The sequence below is a fragment of the Vibrio sp. SBT000027 genome, assembly GCF_963894355.1.
Lineage (GTDB): Bacteria > Pseudomonadota > Gammaproteobacteria > Enterobacterales > Vibrionaceae > Vibrio > Vibrio splendidus.
This window is the reverse complement of the sequence record NZ_CAWQGD010000001.1, coordinates 867,552-886,186: the sequence shown is the minus strand read 5'-3', so window position 1 is coordinate 886,186 and position 18,635 is coordinate 867,552. Positions and strand designations below refer to the sequence as shown.

15 protein-coding genes are annotated in these 18,635 nt (G+C 44.9%); 9 read left to right on the top strand and 6 right to left on the bottom strand.

The genetic code is table 11. From position 1 onward, the window contains the following. Positions 1-141 precede the first annotated feature (141 nt). From fhuB to AACU28_RS03750, 4 genes are all read right to left on the bottom strand, one after another. Positions 142-2,136 (bottom strand): Fe(3+)-hydroxamate ABC transporter permease FhuB, encoded by a 1,995-nt coding sequence (fhuB, locus tag AACU28_RS03765; protein ID WP_121602380.1) that lies wholly within the window; start codon positions 2,134-2,136, stop codon positions 142-144. Then, complete coding sequence (locus AACU28_RS03760) at positions 2,136-3,089, bottom strand: iron-siderophore ABC transporter substrate-binding protein (protein WP_121602379.1); 954 nt, start codon at positions 3,087-3,089, stop codon at positions 2,136-2,138. The genes fhuB and AACU28_RS03760 overlap by 1 nt, the downstream gene beginning before the upstream one ends. Before the next feature lie 91 nt (positions 3,090-3,180). Continuing rightward, positions 3,181-5,328, bottom strand: a complete 2,148-nt coding sequence (locus AACU28_RS03755) for a TonB-dependent siderophore receptor (RefSeq protein WP_121602378.1) — start codon at positions 5,326-5,328, stop codon at positions 3,181-3,183. A 206-nt stretch (positions 5,329-5,534) separates the two neighbouring features. After that, a complete protein-coding gene (locus AACU28_RS03750) occupies positions 5,535-6,443 on the bottom strand; it encodes an AraC family transcriptional regulator (RefSeq protein ID WP_017091277.1) in 909 nt (302 codons plus the stop codon). A gap of 218 nt (positions 6,444-6,661) precedes the next feature. Between AACU28_RS03750 and AACU28_RS03745 the strand changes: the two genes are divergently transcribed. Beyond that, complete coding sequence (locus tag AACU28_RS03745; protein WP_121602377.1) at positions 6,662-7,423, top strand: siderophore ferric iron reductase; 762 nt, start codon at positions 6,662-6,664, stop codon at positions 7,421-7,423. Positions 7,424-7,500: 77 nt separating this feature from the next. After that, positions 7,501-8,286, top strand: coding sequence for an ABC transporter ATP-binding protein (locus tag AACU28_RS03740; RefSeq protein ID WP_121602376.1), 786 nt, complete (start codon positions 7,501-7,503; stop codon positions 8,284-8,286). Between the two features lie 159 nt (positions 8,287-8,445). Here the strand turns inward: AACU28_RS03740 and AACU28_RS03735 are convergent, their stop codons facing one another. Then, positions 8,446-9,639 (bottom strand): multidrug effflux MFS transporter, encoded by a 1,194-nt coding sequence (locus tag AACU28_RS03735; RefSeq protein WP_004731540.1) that lies wholly within the window; start codon positions 9,637-9,639, stop codon positions 8,446-8,448. Positions 9,640-9,909: 270 nt separating this feature from the next. Here AACU28_RS03735 and AACU28_RS03730 point away from each other — a divergent pair, with 270 nt between their 5' ends. The 4 genes from AACU28_RS03730 (at position 9,910) to AACU28_RS03715 (ending at position 12,884) form a co-directional block, all read left to right on the top strand. Further along, on the top strand, positions 9,910-10,995 hold the full coding sequence (locus AACU28_RS03730) for a PQQ-dependent sugar dehydrogenase (RefSeq protein WP_121602375.1): 1,086 nt from the start codon (positions 9,910-9,912) through the stop codon (positions 10,993-10,995). Between the two features lie 448 nt (positions 10,996-11,443). Further along, a complete protein-coding gene (locus AACU28_RS03725; protein ID WP_004731543.1) occupies positions 11,444-11,653 on the top strand; it encodes a cold-shock protein in 210 nt (69 codons plus the stop codon). 117 nt (positions 11,654-11,770) lie between these two features. After that, positions 11,771-12,310, top strand: a complete 540-nt coding sequence (locus AACU28_RS03720) for a YaeQ family protein (protein ID WP_004731545.1) — start codon at positions 11,771-11,773, stop codon at positions 12,308-12,310. After that, complete coding sequence (locus AACU28_RS03715) at positions 12,303-12,884, top strand: hypothetical protein (RefSeq protein ID WP_102503524.1); 582 nt, start codon at positions 12,303-12,305, stop codon at positions 12,882-12,884. The genes AACU28_RS03720 and AACU28_RS03715 overlap by 8 nt, the downstream gene beginning before the upstream one ends. Positions 12,885-13,367: 483 nt before the next feature. Here the strand turns inward: AACU28_RS03715 and folE are convergent, their stop codons facing one another. After that, positions 13,368-14,021, bottom strand: a complete 654-nt coding sequence (gene folE / locus AACU28_RS03710) for a GTP cyclohydrolase I FolE (protein ID WP_004731548.1) — start codon at positions 14,019-14,021, stop codon at positions 13,368-13,370. Between the two features lie 216 nt (positions 14,022-14,237). Here folE and moeA point away from each other — a divergent pair, with 216 nt between their 5' ends. From moeA to AACU28_RS03695, 3 genes are all read left to right on the top strand, one after another. After that, the gene (moeA, locus tag AACU28_RS03705) at positions 14,238-15,473 is read left to right on the top strand and encodes a molybdopterin molybdotransferase MoeA (RefSeq protein WP_121602373.1); all 1,236 of its coding nucleotides are present in this window, start codon (positions 14,238-14,240) and stop codon (positions 15,471-15,473) included. Positions 15,474-15,485: 12 nt separating this feature from the next. Further along, positions 15,486-16,235 (top strand): molybdopterin-synthase adenylyltransferase MoeB, encoded by a 750-nt coding sequence (moeB, locus tag AACU28_RS03700; protein ID WP_102482568.1) that lies wholly within the window; start codon positions 15,486-15,488, stop codon positions 16,233-16,235. Between the two features lie 255 nt (positions 16,236-16,490). Further along, complete coding sequence (locus AACU28_RS03695; RefSeq protein WP_121602372.1) at positions 16,491-18,626, top strand: LruC domain-containing protein; 2,136 nt, start codon at positions 16,491-16,493, stop codon at positions 18,624-18,626. Positions 18,627-18,635 lie beyond the last annotated feature (9 nt).

Genomic DNA, 18,635 nt, shown 5'->3' with positions numbered 1-18,635 from the left:
GCTGTGTTGTTCATTTTATCGTCTATACGCTCTCAACACTCCACTCTCTTCCAACAGCCGAAAGCAAAAAAGCAGTCATAGATCGTTCTACCACTGCCTTAATATTCTGCTTAACATTTCATTAAATAGGTAACACTGTCTCTACGACCTTCTAGACTTTAACAGCAAGAATATGAAGTAACTGCCACCAATAATTGAAACTAAGGTGCCCGCCGCAAGCTGCGCTGGGAACACCACCACTTGCCCTAGCCAATCTGCAAATAGCATCAATGCCGCACCAATCAAAAACGACAAGATGATCTGCTCTCGAACCAAACGAGCCCCCACCATGGCAGCAATATGCGGTGCCAGTAAGCCAACAAAAGCGACAGGCCCCATGGTGGTTGTTACGACCGAACATAAGATCGCAACAATACACAACAGTGCCACGTAGGCGATATTGATATTCAGCCCTCTGGCACTCGCGAACTGTCGGCCAGTAGCAATTAAGGTCACCCAACGGCTCAGTAACAGAGCAACACCAATACAAGCCGTTATCACGACAGCCATTATAGTGGCTGACTCAGGCTCCACACGGTAAGTAGATCCTGCTAACCAAGCCAATAATGTGTATTTCCCCTCACCCACTCGCGTTAGAGAGAATTGCACCAAAGCTTCCAATACCGCGGTCAGCGAAATACCAGTGAGGATCAAAATCGATGGCGCGAACTGATGCTTCTTGCCAAGGAACAATAACAAACAGAGTGCAATCGCACTGCCCAGACACGCAACCCACGGGCTTAGCGAGTGAATCGAATAGCCCATGAATAAGCTACTGAAAATCAACGCCAGAACCGCACCCGCCGACACACCAAGAATATCTGGGCTTGCGAGCGGGTTGTAGACCAATCTTTGTAAAATCACACCCGCCACCGCTAAGCCGCCACCAGCGAATATCGCGGTTAACATTCTAGGCCAACGAATAGACCATTCAAATGCGTCTGGAATAACAAAGTAGCCCATATCAGAAGAAGGCTGAGACAATGAACTCAACGCCAGCAACCCGAAAATCATTGTGCCCAACAAGAAGTAAGCCACAGGTGAAATAAACTTTGGCCCTTTAGGCATCGAGAAAAACAGCTGATCTTGAGCAGACATTTGCTTGCGAGCAATAATGATCAAAGCTGGAGCACCAATCACTGCGGTTGCCGTCCCTGTTGGAATCATATCCAAAGACCATTGCGCCAAGAAGATCGCCAAGCTGTCAGTGACACACAGCAGTAACGCACCTAATACACAGCTTGCGATGAGTTCAGATTTGGCCTTTAAAAAACCTAGATGCCTAGCGATATTAGGGGCAATCAAGCCGATAAAGCTGATCACGCCCACTGAGGTAATCGACACAGACACCAACCAAACGCCAACCGCCATCAATACAAAGAATGTCGTTCCGATGTTAAGGCCACGCGCTGCTGCCCCTTCTGTGCCGATGGAAAGCAAAGTCAGAACTCGCGGTGCTAAAAAGAATATGGCAAAAATCGGCAACAGCTTAGGCATCAACCAAAGCACTTGTTCCCAACCATTCTGTCCTAGGTCGCCCGCTCCCCATACAAACAGATTCTGTGCGTACTGGTCGTTGAGTAGAATAATCGCCGTTGCAAATGCCCCTAGCAATAAGTTGACCGCCATACCCGCCAATACAATTGGCAAGCCGCTCATATTTTTGATGCCAACAATGGAAACGATAAGCCCCATCGCAAGCAGCGCACCAATTAGAGCAAACCAAACTGAATACTGAGCGACCAACATCGGCGCAACCACATTCAGAATAACCAAACCAAGCCATGCACCCGATGATGTACCGAGTGTCAGTGGAGACATCATGCGATTCTGCGTCAGTTGTTGAAACAAGCTGCCGATGGTGCCAAGTGTGCCGCCAACCAAGATTGCCATCACCAAGCGAGGTAAGTTGACATAGGCTAACGCCATCAACTCGAATGAATCATCGACCATTGAGTTGAATGTAGTGATATCACTGATCTGTGAGACTTGCTGGAGCAACTCACTAATAGGGCCAAATTCCGACTGCCCTAACCACAAATGAACAAGGGCAGCGCAAAACAGCGCAGCCCCCATCATAAAACCACTGGATTTCATTACTGCTCCGCTACCGTCAATAGCGATTTCGCCATGGCTTCTGCGTTATACAAAATCGACATGGCGCCGCCATAACTCCAACTTGCCGCGACTGGGCTAAATTGACCATTGCGAACGAAAGGCATGCTCTTCCAAACCGGAGAACGGTCTAGCTTGTCTTGATATGGGAAAGGTTCAAAGTAAAGTGCAATACCGTTCTTCACGTTCTTGAGCTCGGTCATGCGTTTTTGACTGATGCCCCACTGACTTGCAGGAAGATCCATCGCATTATCAAAGCCAAGCTGCTCAAGTGCATATTGTGGAATCGAGTTATCGCCATAAATGAACACCGATGTAGTGCTCGCAAAACGGAAAGAGGTCACTTTCGGTTTGTCACCCGGATACGCTTTATCTAACTCAGCTTTTAGAACAGCGATACGCTCACCCATTGCGGCCAGCTTTTGGTTCGCTTGTTCTTCTTTACCAAGCAACTGACCTATCTTCTTGAAGTTCTCGATAGCAGCCGCTGCATTGCTGTGTTGTTCGCTGTATGTTTGGTAGTAAAGCACGGGCGCAATTTCAGAAAGTCGTTCCTGAAGATCTTTCTGAGGAGAAGCGATAAGAATCACATCAGGGTTTAGCTTCTTCAAAGCAGAAAAATTAGGCTCTGTTCGAGTGCCAATGTCCGCCACGCCTTCTGGAATCGCAGGTTGAACAACCCAATCGGTATAACCTGCAATATCAGGTACTGCTACTGGCGTGACACCGAGTTCAATCACTTGTTCAGCTATGTCCCAGTTCAACGCCGCGACTCTAACCGGTTGAGCTTCAAGAGTTTTAACACCCTCACTGTCTTCAACTTGAAAGTTGGCCATCGCATTAAATGATAAAGCGCTCGCTAATACGGTTACTACTAGATTTGTATTCAAGCTCTTTGCTTTAGAAAAATGGGAAGCTATTCGTTGTAAATTCATACTGTTGCCTACTCAATCTAAATTCTATATTTCTTCAAACGACAAAAGCAGCCCAGTGAAGGCTGCTTTAAAATTAATAACCCTAACCTAATTAGAATTCATAGTTCACGCTTAGCTCTACAGACTGCTCAGCACCGAACCAGCAGTTCGATTGGTCGTAGCAGGTGTAGTACTCTTCATTAAACAGGTTGTTAACCAGCAAGTTAGCCGTTGCACCTGACAGAGTTTCACTTGCTTCCCCTAGGTCATAACCCACAGAGATATCAACGACAGTGTAAGACGGCACTTTCCCTTGAATATTGGTTGCATCCATCTCCATGTCACCCATGTAACGAGCTCCCGTGCTCCAACGTGTACCTGCTAAAGCACCACCGTACACATAGTAATTACTCCACAAATTCGCAGCGTGTGTCGGTACATAAATTGGTGTAGTGCCTTCTAGATCTGGGTTCGCATCTTCAGTCACTTCCATGTCGACATACGTATAGCTCGCATTAACATCCCAATCTTCCGTTACAAACCATCTGCCTTCGACTTCGACACCTTGAGAACGCACTTCGCCTAACTGAATCTTAGAGCGATACGTTGGATCCGATGGATCGGCAGCAATTGAATCTTTTTTAGTAATGTAAAAGTATGATGCTGTAAGTTGCTGTGCCATATCAGCAGACAGGTATTTCACACCGAATTCGACTTGCTCACCCAGCTGAGGTTTCAACGAGTTACCGTTAATATCAGTACCAGCAGCTGGTTCAAAACTCGTCGCGTAACTTACAAATGGAGAGATGCCATTATCTAACTCATACAAAGCACCTACGCGGTAAGAGAACTGATTGTGATCCGCTTTTTCTGTGCCATCGCTTGTTGGATAAATGCTCGTTTTTTCGTCACTCGCTTTGAACATGTCGTAACGTCCACCAGCAAGTAAAACCAGCGCGTCGTAGCGAACTTGATCTTGGAAATATAATCCTAACTGCTCGGTAGTAATGTCGTGGGATTCACGGTAATTCTCTTGAAGCTGACTTTTATCCAAAAGGTCGTTATCTGGATTGTATGCGTTGAAATCACCGAAACTACTGTTTGCATCAAACTCTTTGTACAAAGAGTCACCCGTCAGCTTTAGGTAATCGAGACCAAACAATAAGTTATGCTCTAGCCCAGCAACCTCGACGCGACCTGATACTTGGTTGTCGATAACAAAGCTTTGAGAGTCTTCATCCGTGCTATACACATTTCGAATTAAGCTACCAGTTGCGGCGTTAAAATTCGTACCGCGATGGTAGGTGTTTTCTTGATATAGCGACGCATCGGAATAACGAGCATTCTGAAGGAAAGTCCAGTTGTCATTGATTTGGTGGTTAATTTTGTAACCTAACATCAAGACTTCACGTTCAAAAGTACTCCAGTTTTTGTCGCCCATAGACACAGATGGATCACTTGCCTTCAATACTTCGAGCGGCATTGCAGAGTTAGTACCCATTGACGGATCATTCTGATAGTAAAGATTGAAGTTAATAAGTGTTCTATCAGATATCTGCCAATCTAGCGATGGAGCAATCACATAACGCTCTTCTTCAGCGTTATCAACTTGGCTGTCTTGTTTACGAGCGAGTGCAACTAAACGATATGAAAAGTCACTGTCACCTAACTGACCTGAAGTATCAATTGACGCTTCCATCAAGTTTCTTGAGCCTGTAGATACACCCACTTTTGTCGACCCGTCTTCTTGCGGTGCCTTCGCGATCATGTTGACCATACCACCCGGCGGCATCGATCCATATAACACAGACGTAGGGCCTTTAAACACTTCAACTTGCTGAATCGCAATAGGGTCGATCTGAGGTTGCAGGTTCCATCCAGTCAGGAACGGCAGAATCAAGCCATCGTAGTAACTCTGATTGTTACTAAACCCACGAATCGAGAACGTATCGTACATGGTTACTGATGCGCCCTTTTGCTCAGTCACAACACCCGGCGCGTATCTAAGCGCTTGGTTAAGAGACTTTACACCTCGTTGATCTAACTGTTCTTCATCAATGACTGTAATACCTTGAGGTGTTTCTTCTGGCTCAAGTGCCGATTTAGTTGCTGTATTACGATACGCTTTACCCATAACTGTAATAGTTTCTACATTCGAATCTGCCGAAGTAGCGGTATCTTCCGCGAATGCTTGCGCTGAAAACGCAGTCAGCAACGCGACTGCCAATGATGAATACTTAAAACGAGTGTGAGTGGTCATAATTCCCTCGGTACCAATGCTTAATATAAATAATAATAAATCTCATTTGCATTGTATGTATCTAGAGGTGGGATAATTAACAATTTGGTGCAAATTCAAAAAGAACTTGACCTATTTTTAGTAGAAAACGGTCAATTGGTGATTAAAAAGACAATTGACCCTATTAATAGGAAGGCTTTGCTAGAAGAGAGTGAGCGGGAATATGACTACGATTTAATAATAGGAACCCAGTACTCCATTTCAGCGTCAGAGGCATGTGCTTGATAGGCAAACGGGTACACTTCAAGCTCATATCCATCGACGCCACGATAACCTGAACTTGGCATCCAATTCAGCACAAACCAACTCAAGGTGTGTCGTAAATTCTCAATTGGACCACAGTGCTTCACTACAGCATAAGTTTGCTTAGGAACCGTCAGTACCTCTAATCTTTCAGAGATAATACTCGGTAATTGCGGGATTGAAATTCCTTCCTGAAGTTCTACCCCTGCCCAATAGTGAATATTCGTCCCGTCAAAGCAAGACTGAGTCAGGTCAACCACGCCAATGAACTGGAGCACGTTGTCGTCAGGGATCTCAACTTCACCTTCTAAACGTGACCATAGCTGAGGGACTTTCTGAGCGAAGTCTTGCGTGAGTGAAAACAAACCACTGATTTCTGATGTCATACCTTTCACTAGGAAAGATTCTCTTTCATCAATGCGCACTTCCACAAAGCTTAACGCCCCCTTTTCAGAAGTACTCGCCGTTTCAGATACTTGTATCGGCTTTCTTAGTCCGACTCTTTTGCCTGCTTTTCTATACTGACTTGGGCTAGACCCAAACATCTGCTTAAACGAGCGGCTAAAGCTTATTTCTGAATTGAACCCGAGCCCAAGAGCAATATCTATCACGCGCTCTTTTCCATCAAGCAGGTGTTCTGCAGCTTGGCTTAACTTTAGCTCTCTCACATAATTCGCCACAGTAAGCCCAGTCTCTGCTTGAAACACTCTTTGAAGCTGCCAACGAGACCAACAGCTTTGTGTCGCAATATCTTCTAACGATAGCGAGGAGCTAAGGTTCGAATGGATATAGGTCAAAACGCGACTGATACGACCAAATGCAGGTGTGTTCATATTTAAGCTTTCATATTCTCTATAGTTGGCAGCGACATATTCGATTCACCAATACTTTTATCATTTAAAGCGGCTTTTATCACTCAAAAAAGAAGCACTCATATGTGTTCTATAAAATAACCAAAAGACAGAGACACGAGTAGATGCTCCATTTTGTATGGTTATCCTCGATTATGTCCGTTATGATAACGCTACTGATTCTCATTTAATGGTTTATGATGCTTTCCCAGCTGCACAATATTATCACTCGTCGGAGAGCCCCGTCTCTACATCAGAAAATCTTCGCTCACTCAAAACAAGTGACACCTTATTTAAGTGGAAGCTTTGGTACTCTGCATAGCAAGAGCATTGCAATAACGAATGATGATAGCCATAAAGAAATCAAACGAGTTTACGATGGCCTTGCGCAGAGCCACCCTGGAGCAGGCAAAGCCTATTGGTTAACCCGAACGTGGGATCTGGTTTGCTGGCAACCAATCTACGTGACCTTTATATCTATCTACGGCCTTCACTCACTGCCTGATATTAAGAACATCGGCCAGTTTAGGTACAAAGAATTTGTCACAGGCTACCGTTTCTTTAATGGTGATCATCAACACGGTTCACCAGAAGAACTGATTCCACAAGCAGGTGAAGCTATTCTTGCACTCACAGAGTTTTATCGTAGCCAGATTAGTGAGTGGACACGTATTCGTCCGGGGTTTACCAATCATCTACTTGCTGATCTGTTACTAGGCAGCTTGATAAAACTACAGCAGCACGAGCCGAGCCTAACCAACGATTATATCACTGAACAAGCTAAGCTTTGGTTAGAAGCATGCCAGTTACCTGAAAATCATTTAGACAGCCTTAAAATAGACTCTGATTCGGGGATGCTAAAACTGATCAGAATCAGCTGCTGCTTAGTTTATAAGTGCGACTCTAGAAAGTATTGCGACGATTGCCCAAGACACCCCGACAACAAAAAAACAGCTCAATAACACCCTCTATTTTTAAAAGCCAATAAAGCTCGTTTAACTTCACTGAAGCGCTTTATTGGCCTAGGCACAGGACTGACATGTTTCAGCTTTCAAACATCAAAATTGTTCGTGATGAACGAACGATTCTCTCAATCGAAAACCTCACGATTCCGACCAACGAACTGACCGTCGTTCTTGGCCATAATGGTTCAGGTAAATCTACACTCGTTAATTTACTCTCAGGGCAGATGTCACCTGATCATGGCAGCGTTGAATTAGACGGCGCTTCCCTCTCTTCATTCAAAAGCAAAGACTTAGCCAAGCAGATTGCTTATTTACCGCAAAAGCTCCCAGCCTCTGCTGGCTTAACTGTCGAAGAACTGGTTCGTTTAGGGCGTTTCCCATGGCGAGGCGCACTAGGTCGTTGGAATTCAGAAGACAAATCGATTATCCGACAAGCGATGGAAAGAACCGGTGTCACTGAATTCTCACAAGCTTTGGCGGATGATTTGTCTGGAGGAGAACGTCAACGAGCATGGGTCTCTATGTTACTGGCTCAGCAGTCACCGGTATTGATCCTTGATGAACCGACCTCTGCATTGGATGTTCATCATCAGTTTCAGCTAATGGGCTTACTGTCTGAACTCAACAAAAAAGAAGATGTTGGGGTGATCGTTATTTTGCACGATTTGAACCTAGCGCTTCGTTACGCGACGCACATTGTCGCCCTGAAAAAAGGTCAGATTGCGTTCGAAGGCAGCGCGGATAAGTTACTCGATGAAGAAGCTTTGTCAGCACTGTATGAGTCCCCTATCCGATTGATCGATCATCCAGCTCCAGCTAATACTGCAGCAAGTGAGAAGGTTGCAGTCGTCTGTGAATAGTTCGGGCATTTCAGTTTAAGTCTAAGCGTTAGGCTCTAAGTTCTAAGTTCTAAGTTCTAAGTATAATTAAGGCCATTGAAATCATAAACTTCAATGGCCTTTTCGTTTTTCGCTCGCTAGCTAAATAATAAATAATTAAATAACCAGATAACCAAATAACTAGCTAAGCTGAGACTCTCTCGCTTCTTGGCTACTGAAACCACGTAAAATATTAAACAGGGTAATCAGTGTGAACAACATGATGACAAGCGATAGATGCCACGCTTCTCCTAGCCCTAACTGAACCAGCCCCATACTCACCATTGAAGACACCACCATCTGCCCTCCGCCAGACATCGCAGCAGCCGCGCCAGCGTTCTTCTTATAAGGCAACATCACCAAGGCCTGAGCACAAGGTAACGCAATACCATTGCCAAGAATCATCAAGAACTGGCCAAGCATTAAATACAGTGGCTCAAGTGGACAAAAGAAAAGCCACAACGCTGCAGCAACATGTAATACAGGTGTGCATAACAGAGTTTTCTTGTTACCCAGCATAGGGCGAATACGGTTACATAAGCTTGTTCCGCCCAGCATACCTAATGCAGGAATCACCGCCCACATCGCGTATTCATCAGACGTCATGCCAATCTGGTTTTGCATAATAAATGGCATCACTGATACGGTGGTGATCATCAAGCTAAAGTTAAGCCACCCGATACTCGCAAAGCTCATAAAATAACGAGAAGTAAGTAACTCTTTATATTGAGAAACCATTTTCTTCGGTGAAGGGATAGCCGAAACCTGAGTGACGGTTTCCTTAAACTTGAACGCCAACACCACCCAAGCCAATGAGACATAGCCAAGTAGTGAGATAAACACCATACTCCAGCCAAAGTGGAAGTTAATAAACCCACCGATAACAGGCGCGATCAAAGGTGTTATAGACGCAACCATCGCAATATAAGACATAGCCAAAGGCAAGTCTGCGCCGTTGAATCTATCGCGCGTCGAGGCACGTGCAAGTACAGCACAACAGCCGGTTCCTAGGCCTTGCAGAAATCGCCCCATCACCATATTGGTAAACGAGTGGCTGAAGAAAATGATCATCAATAGTCCCAGCATGGCGATTAATAATCCGCTCAGCAGCACTTTCTTTCGCCCAAGAGCATCGGAAATAGGGCCATAAATAAACTGGGAAGGCCCAAAACCTAATAGGTACACGCTTACCAATAGCTGAGCTTGCTCTAGTGATACATCGAAGTCTTTGGCGATCCAAGGTAGTGATGGAAACACAAGCCCCATACTGAGCTGACCGATACTGATGACCAAACACGCAAGTAAGATCGATTTAAAATCAAACCGACGACTCATCGTTTAATACGTCCGTTCGAAGAAAAAACGTGCGTACCTAAGCCGCAACATAAAAACAGAGAAAATAGCGGAAACGCTGCTGGCGAGTTGTTCATAATGCTCCGACTGGATCAAATAGAGAAAGGCACAGTAAACATACGTGAGCTTGTATAATCATACAATAGGCGTTCAACTAAATATGTGAATAGTCACTTTTCAGCAACCTCAGCTTTCCGCCTGCCCACGACAAGCGCTAGACTAACACTAGACGCTCATAATCAAGGGACTTCAATGAACACTCATCACCGTATTTTTTCATGTGCTTTGGCGCTGCTTGCCCTTGCTCCTACAACGTCAGCCTTTGCGTGGCAGGCAGAGAAGATCACCGACGGACTCGTGATCCCTTGGGGGTTGGCTTATATCAACGATAACTCCATGCTAGTAACAGAAAAATCAGGCGTCATTAAACACATTGATTTAAAGACCGGCGATCAAAACACATTGTTCAGGCTGCCAAATGTTTGGGCGAAAGGCCAAGGTGGATTATTGGATATCGCACTCTCTCCTTTTGAAACCGGAAGGTTCTACGTCACTTATAGTAAAGACGTCGATGGTGAAGGTGTAACGACACTGGCATCTGCTAATTACAGTAATAATGAAATCACTAATTGGACAGACGTGTTTGTGTCGAAATCCAGAACGGACACAGGGCGTCACTTTGGTAGCCGTATCACCTTTGATGAGAACCACCTGTATTTTTCAATCGGCGATCGTGGTGACAGGGACAACGGCCAAGACACCATGACTCATGCTGGCTCAATATTGCGATTAAATGCCGATGGAAGCACGCCAAGCGATAACCCATTCACTGACAACAACAAGGTACTCAATGAGATTTGGAGCTATGGCCATCGTAATCCACAAGGGTTGTTCTATGATGCCCCGACTCAAAAGCTTTGGTCGATTGAACACGGCCCGCGCGGTGGTGATGAAATCAACCTAATAAAAGCAGGCGCCAACTATGGATGGCCAGTCACATCGCACGGAAAAGAGTATTGGGGCCCAATTAGCGTTGGCGAGTCTAAAACCAAAGATGGTATTGAAGCGCCTAAAAAAGTCTACGTTCCTTCAATCGCTCCGGGGAGCTTGATTGTTTACCAAGGCGATAAGTACACAGAGTTGAAAGGAAAACTGCTGGCTGGCGCACTTAAGCTTACCCACATTAATATTGTGACAGTCAATGAACAAGGTGAGGCAATCAAGGAAGAGCGTATTTTAGAAGACTTAAGCGAAAGGATAAGAGACATCGAAACTTCACCAAGCGGCGACATCTTTTTCAGTACCGATAATGGCAACCTGTACCGCTTGAAAAAGTAGTCTAGTTCTCGTTCAAGTAAAGACATTTCCCTTACAACGACAGTTATAAATATAAGCCGTTAAAAGTGGGCTCAGCACCCAGTTAGCGGCTTCTAATTTGCAAAAATAAATGCGCTAAAACAGTGCATTCACTCCAAATTCGTCATCAATTTCGACCACTATTTTCACAAAAACGACAACAAATCACCATACAACTGTAACTCCATGATATTTAAGGAATGCAAAGTTTGACTACCCCCAAGTTTCTGCAACCTTTCACTATGGATTCGATTGACTATCCCCTGATTTGATTTAGACTTCATCTCGGCTAGAAAGAAAGTTCTTTGTATATAAACATTTCGTTGGATTACTAGTAACCCCGTTGTGTTGTACGCAATAGCAATAAACTTTTCCACGCTATCAGTGCCACAATTGGCTCATAATAAAAATTTAATTTTAGGATATCATCATGTCTAACACAGTTACTGGTAAAGTAAAATGGTTCAACGAAACTAAAGGCTTCGGCTTCATCGAGCAAGAAAACGGCCCAGACGTATTCGCACATTTCTCTGCAATCACAGGCGACGGTTTCAAAACTCTTGCTGAAGGCCAACAAGTTGAGTTCACTGTATCTCAAGGTCAAAAAGGCCCTCAAGCTGACAGCATCAAAGTACTTTAATTTAGTATTTTAAAGCTTTCTAAAAATAGCCAGCCTCTGCTGGCTATTTTTTTACCCGCTATTCAGAGATTTAAGGTAATATTCCCCCTCACTATTTCTACCTAAGACACCCTATCAATGGCTCTTAAACCGACAATCTATAAGTTTCGTATCTCTTTAACCGATATGAATCGCGACTATTACGACTCTTTTAATCTAACGGTTGCACAACACCCTTCTGAAACAGAACAGCGCATGATGGCTCGTATCATTGCTTTCTGTATCAATGCATCTCCTGAACTTGAGTTCACTAAAGGGTTGTCTAGCATTGAAGAACCCGATTTATGGCAGAAGTCGTTAGATGACCAAATCTTAGAGTGGATTGATGTGGGCGAACCCGATCCAGAACGCGTTAAGAAAGCGACTCGCTTATCTAAGTCTGTGAGCGTGTTCAGCTTCAACACTAAATCGAATGTTTGGTGGGAACAAAACAAAGGTAAGTTCGGTTACCTGAAAGCTCAAATCGTTCGTCTAGACAACGATGGTATTGAGCAACTAGCAGCGATGACACAACGAACTATGGACCTTTCAGTAATGCTGTCGGGTAACTCTGCGTTCGTAAATAGCGACACGCAATCTGCAGAAGTAACGTGGGAAGAGCTACAGAGTAATGACTGAGATCCAAACTCAGACTGAACCTCAGCGCCAAACTAAGCTCGAAGCGTGTTTGCAACTCGCTGGTCTCGATTCAGTCAAAGCGCTCTCAACAGGCTACGAGAAAGAGCTTTCGTCATTTATTGATGAAAACCACGCTCTGTTCAAACACGCTTGTGAGAACAAGCCGGACAACTCTGCACGTCAGACGTTGCTTGGCCTGTTAACCAAGGTACATATCGATGCAAGCTATCGCTTTGAAAGTAATAAAGAAGCGAATGAAGCGATGCAAAATGTATTCGATAATACAGTGGGTACTGAGCACAGCGACAAGTTTCAAAGCTCTAACGCTCAGCAGTTAAAGTTAATCACTCATTTGTGGTTGTTCATTCAAGGACGACTAGGAATGGATTACAGCCTTGCTAATGATCATGCTGCTGTAGCCGCTACGCTGTTGTCTCGTATATCGAGAAGCAGTGATGATGAGATTCGCGTAGAGTTTATGGCAAGTTTTTATGATGGTTTGAATATCTATCAAGCTGAGAACAAGCCGTCCGGTTTTGTTCACCACTTTAAGCGTTTGTTTAATCTTACTTAAGCATTCCACCAGCTGCTGTACCCAAATTTGCGCTTTATAGATTCTGTAGAGCGCATCTAATTTCCGTTCCAACCAACCCACATCGAAAATGCAGATTCCCTATTACGCTCGTTCCTCGCTTTAGGGAATGACGAAAGTGACTAAGTCACTCATTCTGCAAGATCATCAACGTTTGCTTCTAATAGGCTGGCGTAGAATACACTCTGAACCCCCACCCTCGTATTTTACCTCACTCGCCGTCGTCCTCGAGAAGGAGGAACGACTGAGTCGGGGATCTCCCGCTAACCACACTAATAAACACCTAATCAAAACAGATTCCCTATTACGTTCGTTCCTCGCTCTAGGGAATGACGACATTCGCGGTCTTTGCAGTTTACTTCATTACAAGTACAAAAAAGCCCCGCAAAAAGCGAGGCTTAGAATATATTTCAACGAACATCAATTTACAGAGGCTAAATCGCGTTCATCAAATAACGAAACGTATTAACGCAGGCCGTGTAAGAACTCGTGGCGCGTTGCTGGGTTTGATCTGAAGATACCACCCAATGCTGTTGTTGTCGTTTCGCTGGTTGCGTCCATTACACCACGAGATTTTACGCAGTAATGAACCGCATCCATGGTTACAGCAACATCATCCGTTTCTAGTAGCGTTTGCAATGCTACAAGGATTTGCTGTGTCATGCGCTCTTGAACTTGAGGACGTTGAGCAAAGAAACGAACGATTCTGTTGATCTTCGAAAGACCAATAATCTTACCTTGAGGAATGTAAGCGACTGCGGTTTTACCATCAATGGTCACTAAGTGATGTTCGCATGTGCTGGTGACGGTAATGTCTTTTACACGAACCATTTCACGAACACCCATCTTGTTTTCGATCACGGTGATTTTAGGGAAATTGGCGTAATCCAAACCAGAGAAAATCTCATCCACATACATTTTTGCAATACGTTGCGGTGTTTCTTCCAGACTGTCATCTGCAAGATCAAGTTCAAGGAGAGTGAGAATCTCACGCATATGGTGTTCGATTCGTTCCTTTTTCTCTTCTCGGCTAACCTGGTTAGGACGCATTGGTGTCTCTAATCCGCGGCTTGCTAGCGCATCTTTAACCAACTTCGCTGATTCGCTAAGACCTGACATTGAACTTCCTCTTTTAATACCCCTTCTGGATGGCAAACAAGGATACTCGGAATTTTGAATAAATACACCCATATTTTAAGGGAGGTCATTATTTACGGGGCTTAAACTATGCTAAAGTGGCTGCAATTTCGTTGGCGAACAACCGTGATTTGATAATTATTGAGCCACCATTGCCAACCACTAAATCAAAATAATAACGACCAAAGGATTTCAATTATGGGCTGTTGCGACGCTCCGGGCTTGATGCCAATTGAAGAAGCACTAGATAAGCTGCTATCGCCAATTAAACCTATTCAAACGACCTTATCATTGCCATTAGCAGAAGCATTGGGTTACGTACTTGCTGAAGATATTCTATCCCCTATTTTCGTCCCTCCTTTTGATAACTCAGCAATGGACGGCTATGCATTGCGCTTAGCAGACTTAGAGAACGGTAAAGTTCTTCCATTAGCAGGCAAGTCTTTTGCGGGCCAACCGTTTGAAGGTGAATGGCCAGCAAACACCTGTATTCGCATTATGACAGGCGCAAAGATCCCGGAAGGTTGTGACGCTGTAATCATGCAAGAAAATACGGCCGAAACTGACGCTGGCATTGAGATTCGACAAGACGACATCAAGCTGAACAATAACATTCGCCCTACTGGTGACGATATCAAGCAAGGCGATATCGTACTTAGCCGTGGTGAGCGTTTAACACCTCGTGACATTCCAATGATTGCTTCATTGGGTGTGAGCCACGTGACAGTGTTACATAAACCTAAAGTCGCTTTCTTCTCTACTGGCGATGAGCTAAAGCCATTAGGTCAACCGCTTGAAGACGGTCAGATCTACGACAGTAACCGTTACGGTATTAAACCATTAATCGAAGCATTTGGTTGTGAAGCTATCGACTTGGGTATCATCCCAGATTGTCCTGCAACGCTTAAAGAAACGTTCGAGAAAGCACAGCAAATAGCAGACGTGGTTGTGACTTCTGGTGGCGTGAGTGTTGGTGAGGCGGATTACACCAAAGATATTTTGGAAGAGATCGGCCAAATCGGATTCTGGAAACTGGCAATCAAACCTGGCAAACCGTTCGCATTCGGTGAATTAGATAACGCGTGGTTCTGTGGTTTACCGGGTAACCCAGTGTCGGCGATGATGACCATGTATGTTTTGGTTCAGCCTATGTTAGCTAAATTGGCTGGTCACGCAGCATGGACAGCACCAGAGTCGATTCCTGCTATCACTAAATCTGCATTCAAAAAAGGCCCAGGCCGTACTGATTACCAACGTGGTATCTACTCGATTGAAAACGGTCAGTTTGTAGTAGAAACAACAGGTAACCAAAGTTCAGGCGCTTTCCGCTCAATGAGCTTAGCAAACTGCTTTGTGGTACTAGAGCGCGAACGTGGCCGTGTTGAAGTCGGTGAAACGGTTCAGATTCAACTGTTTAACTCGACGCTTTACTAACGAGGCTTGATGATGGAAATACTGTCTGATGCTGAGATGCTTCGCTACAACCGTCAAATCATTCTTAAACAGTTTGATTTTGAAGGCCAAGAGGCTCTGAAACAGAGCTCAATCTTGGTACTGGGTGCCGGCGGCTTGGGTTGTGCCTCTGCGCAATACCTTGCGACGGCGGGTATTGGTAAGCTGACACTGATCGACGATGATATTGTCGAGCTTTCAAATTTACAGCGACAAGTACTTCACACCGATGCTGATATTGGTAAGAAGAAGGTCGATTCTGCCGCTGAATCGTTACAGATACTGAACCCTCACCTGACGATTGAAACTGTTGACCACAGGCTTGATGACCAAGCACTTGGCAAGTTGATTGAAGCACATTCACTTGTTCTTGATGCCAGTGACAACGTTGAAACGCGCAATCAACTCAACCGCTTGTGTTACGTCTCTAAAACGCCTCTAGTATCGGGCGCTGCGATTCGCATGGAAGGTCAGATTAGTGTGTTCACTTATCAAGACGCAGATGCACCTTGCTACCAGTGCTTGAGCGCTCTATTCGGCAACGCTGCTTTAAGCTGTGTTGAAGCCGGTGTGATGGCACCTGTTGTTGGCATGGTAGGCGCGGCGCAAGCTCTAGAAGCGATTAAGGTGATTGCTAAATTCGGGCAACCAAAGCAAGGCAAACTTTTGATTCTCGATGCTATGTCGCACAGCTGGCGTGAGATGAATTTAATGAAGATGCCTAATTGTTCGGTGTGTGGATAAGCTAAGTCCTATCCCCTCTTATCGAAAACCCAAGCCTTGACTAAAAGTCAGGGCTTTTTTAGAGCTCAACATCAGCTTCTCAAATCGCTTTATCAATTTGAAAGACTCTATGAGAGATTAATTTCATTTGAGTTCTCATTTTGAGAATACAATAAAAACCCCAGCACCAAAAAATATAAACAATAAAAATCAATAACTTAAAATTGGCACGTAACTTGTAAAAGTATCTAGACCTTCCATGACAAGGATGTAGATATGAGAATTACAACGTTAAGTTTGCTATTAAGTGCGCCCCTAGTCGCCAACGCAGCGCCATTCGATACATGTCCAAGTAAGGCGTACCTCTTTCAATCCACCCCAGTGCAAGTTTGGGGCGTTAACCTAGTGACAGGCTCAACCACTCTGTTAGAAGACGATACGGGTATGAATGCCAATATCAATGGTGTTGGTTTCGACTTTCAAGACAGATATATTTATGGCTATGACACCACCAACAAACGCTTGGTGCGCCTTGGGCAGGATTTCCAAGCTGAAGTCATCAATACCAGTGGATTGCCCACCGATCACACCTTTTATGTAGGTGACGTATATGATCACGTTTACTACTTATACCGTACAGGAAAAGGGCTATTCACCGTTGACCTATCTCCTTTAGATACCGACCCAAACGCGACCGTTACGGTTAATAAAATAGCTGGTAGCCCGGCAACCGTAAAACTGACCGATTTCGCCTTTCATCCAAGTGATGGATCTTTGTATGGTATTGATAACAACTCGGGTGGCCTGTACAGCTTCAACCCCACTACAGGCGCAGAAACCTACATTGGTGACACTGGAGAAACAGGTACATTTGGCGCAGGTTATTTCGATGTAAACGGCTACTACTACGTATCTCGAAACCAAGACGGTAAAATTTACCGTATCAATCTGTCTCCAGACAACGCTGCCAATATCGCAGCAGGTATTGTTCCAGCCGTTGAATTTGTTTCGAATGGCCCAGCTTCTGGACAAAACGATGGTGCTCGGTGTGCGAATGCGCCTGTTGTAGATGAAGATTCAAACATCGACTTCGGTGACGCGCCAGATAGCTACCTGACTCTTCTCGCAAGTAATGGCCCTCGACATGAACTGGATGGCGTCACATGGTTAGGTACAACACCTCCAGATGCGGATCTAGATGGTTATGTCACACCTCAATCAGATGAAACTGTCGGGGTGGATGATGAATGGGCCAACGGTGGTATCGGTTTTGTTACCGCGCTTGAAGCCGGACTTGATTCAAAAGTAGTAATTGAAGCTTCAACAACTGGTTACCTTTCAGCTTGGATAGACTGGAACCAAGATGGCAGCTTCGATGGTGCTGACGAACAAGTATTTACCGACTACCAACTGGATGCGGGTGAGAATGACCTGTTCCTAAATGTCGATATCAACGCACTGACCGGTACTACCTGGGCTCGATTTAGATTCAGTCAACAAACCAACCTGAGCTACTTTGGCGGTTCTACCTCTGGTGAGGTGGTCGATATTCAAGTCGATGTCCTTAACGATGGCGCCACCGCTCGTTACTTCCCAAGTGCTTCTGGCTACGCAACGCTCGCGTACGAAGATAACTGGCCTTATAAAGCCGACTACGACATGAACGATGCTGTTCTTATGTATCGCATTACTGAGATCCTTAAAGATGGAAAAGTCGTTAAGTCCACTATCGACGGACGCTTAGCTGCTGTCGGGGCATCATACAGAAATGGTTTTGCTGTTCGACTTCCTAACCTCGACCCGAGCTCGGTGAGTAGTGGTAACTCTTACATGAAACACAACGGTGTATTCACTGACCTCGACTTAGAAGATGGACGTAGCGAAGCAATATTTGTAATCGCCAATGACCTGACAGAAAAAATCAGCACTGGCTGTACCTTTTACCGCACCAGTAATGGATGTAAAGAGGATGAGCAGTTCTCATTCCAAATTGGTATTACTTTAGCCGGTGACGGTGTGAGTACTGGCAGTTGGACTGATATGCCTTACGACCCGTTCATTTTCGCAACGCCTGGTTATTATCACGGTGAAAACCTACCTCTACATCCAGGACGCAGTTGGGAGGTTCACTTGCCAGACCAAGCTCCAACCGAGGCATTTGATACCACGAACCTCTTTGAAGCTGGATTAGGCGTCGATGACAGTAATCCATCAACAGGTAAATACTTTAAAACAGCAGAAAACCACCCTTGGGCTCTCATAGTAACTTCGGATGACGAATGGGAGTGGCCTTTAGAGTACGTCGATATTGTTACCGCTTACCCAGAATTTAAACCATACGCAGAATCCGGCGGTGAAACGAACCAGACATGGTACCAATCACCTGCAGACAACCAACGTTACGAACCATAAGGAGAGACG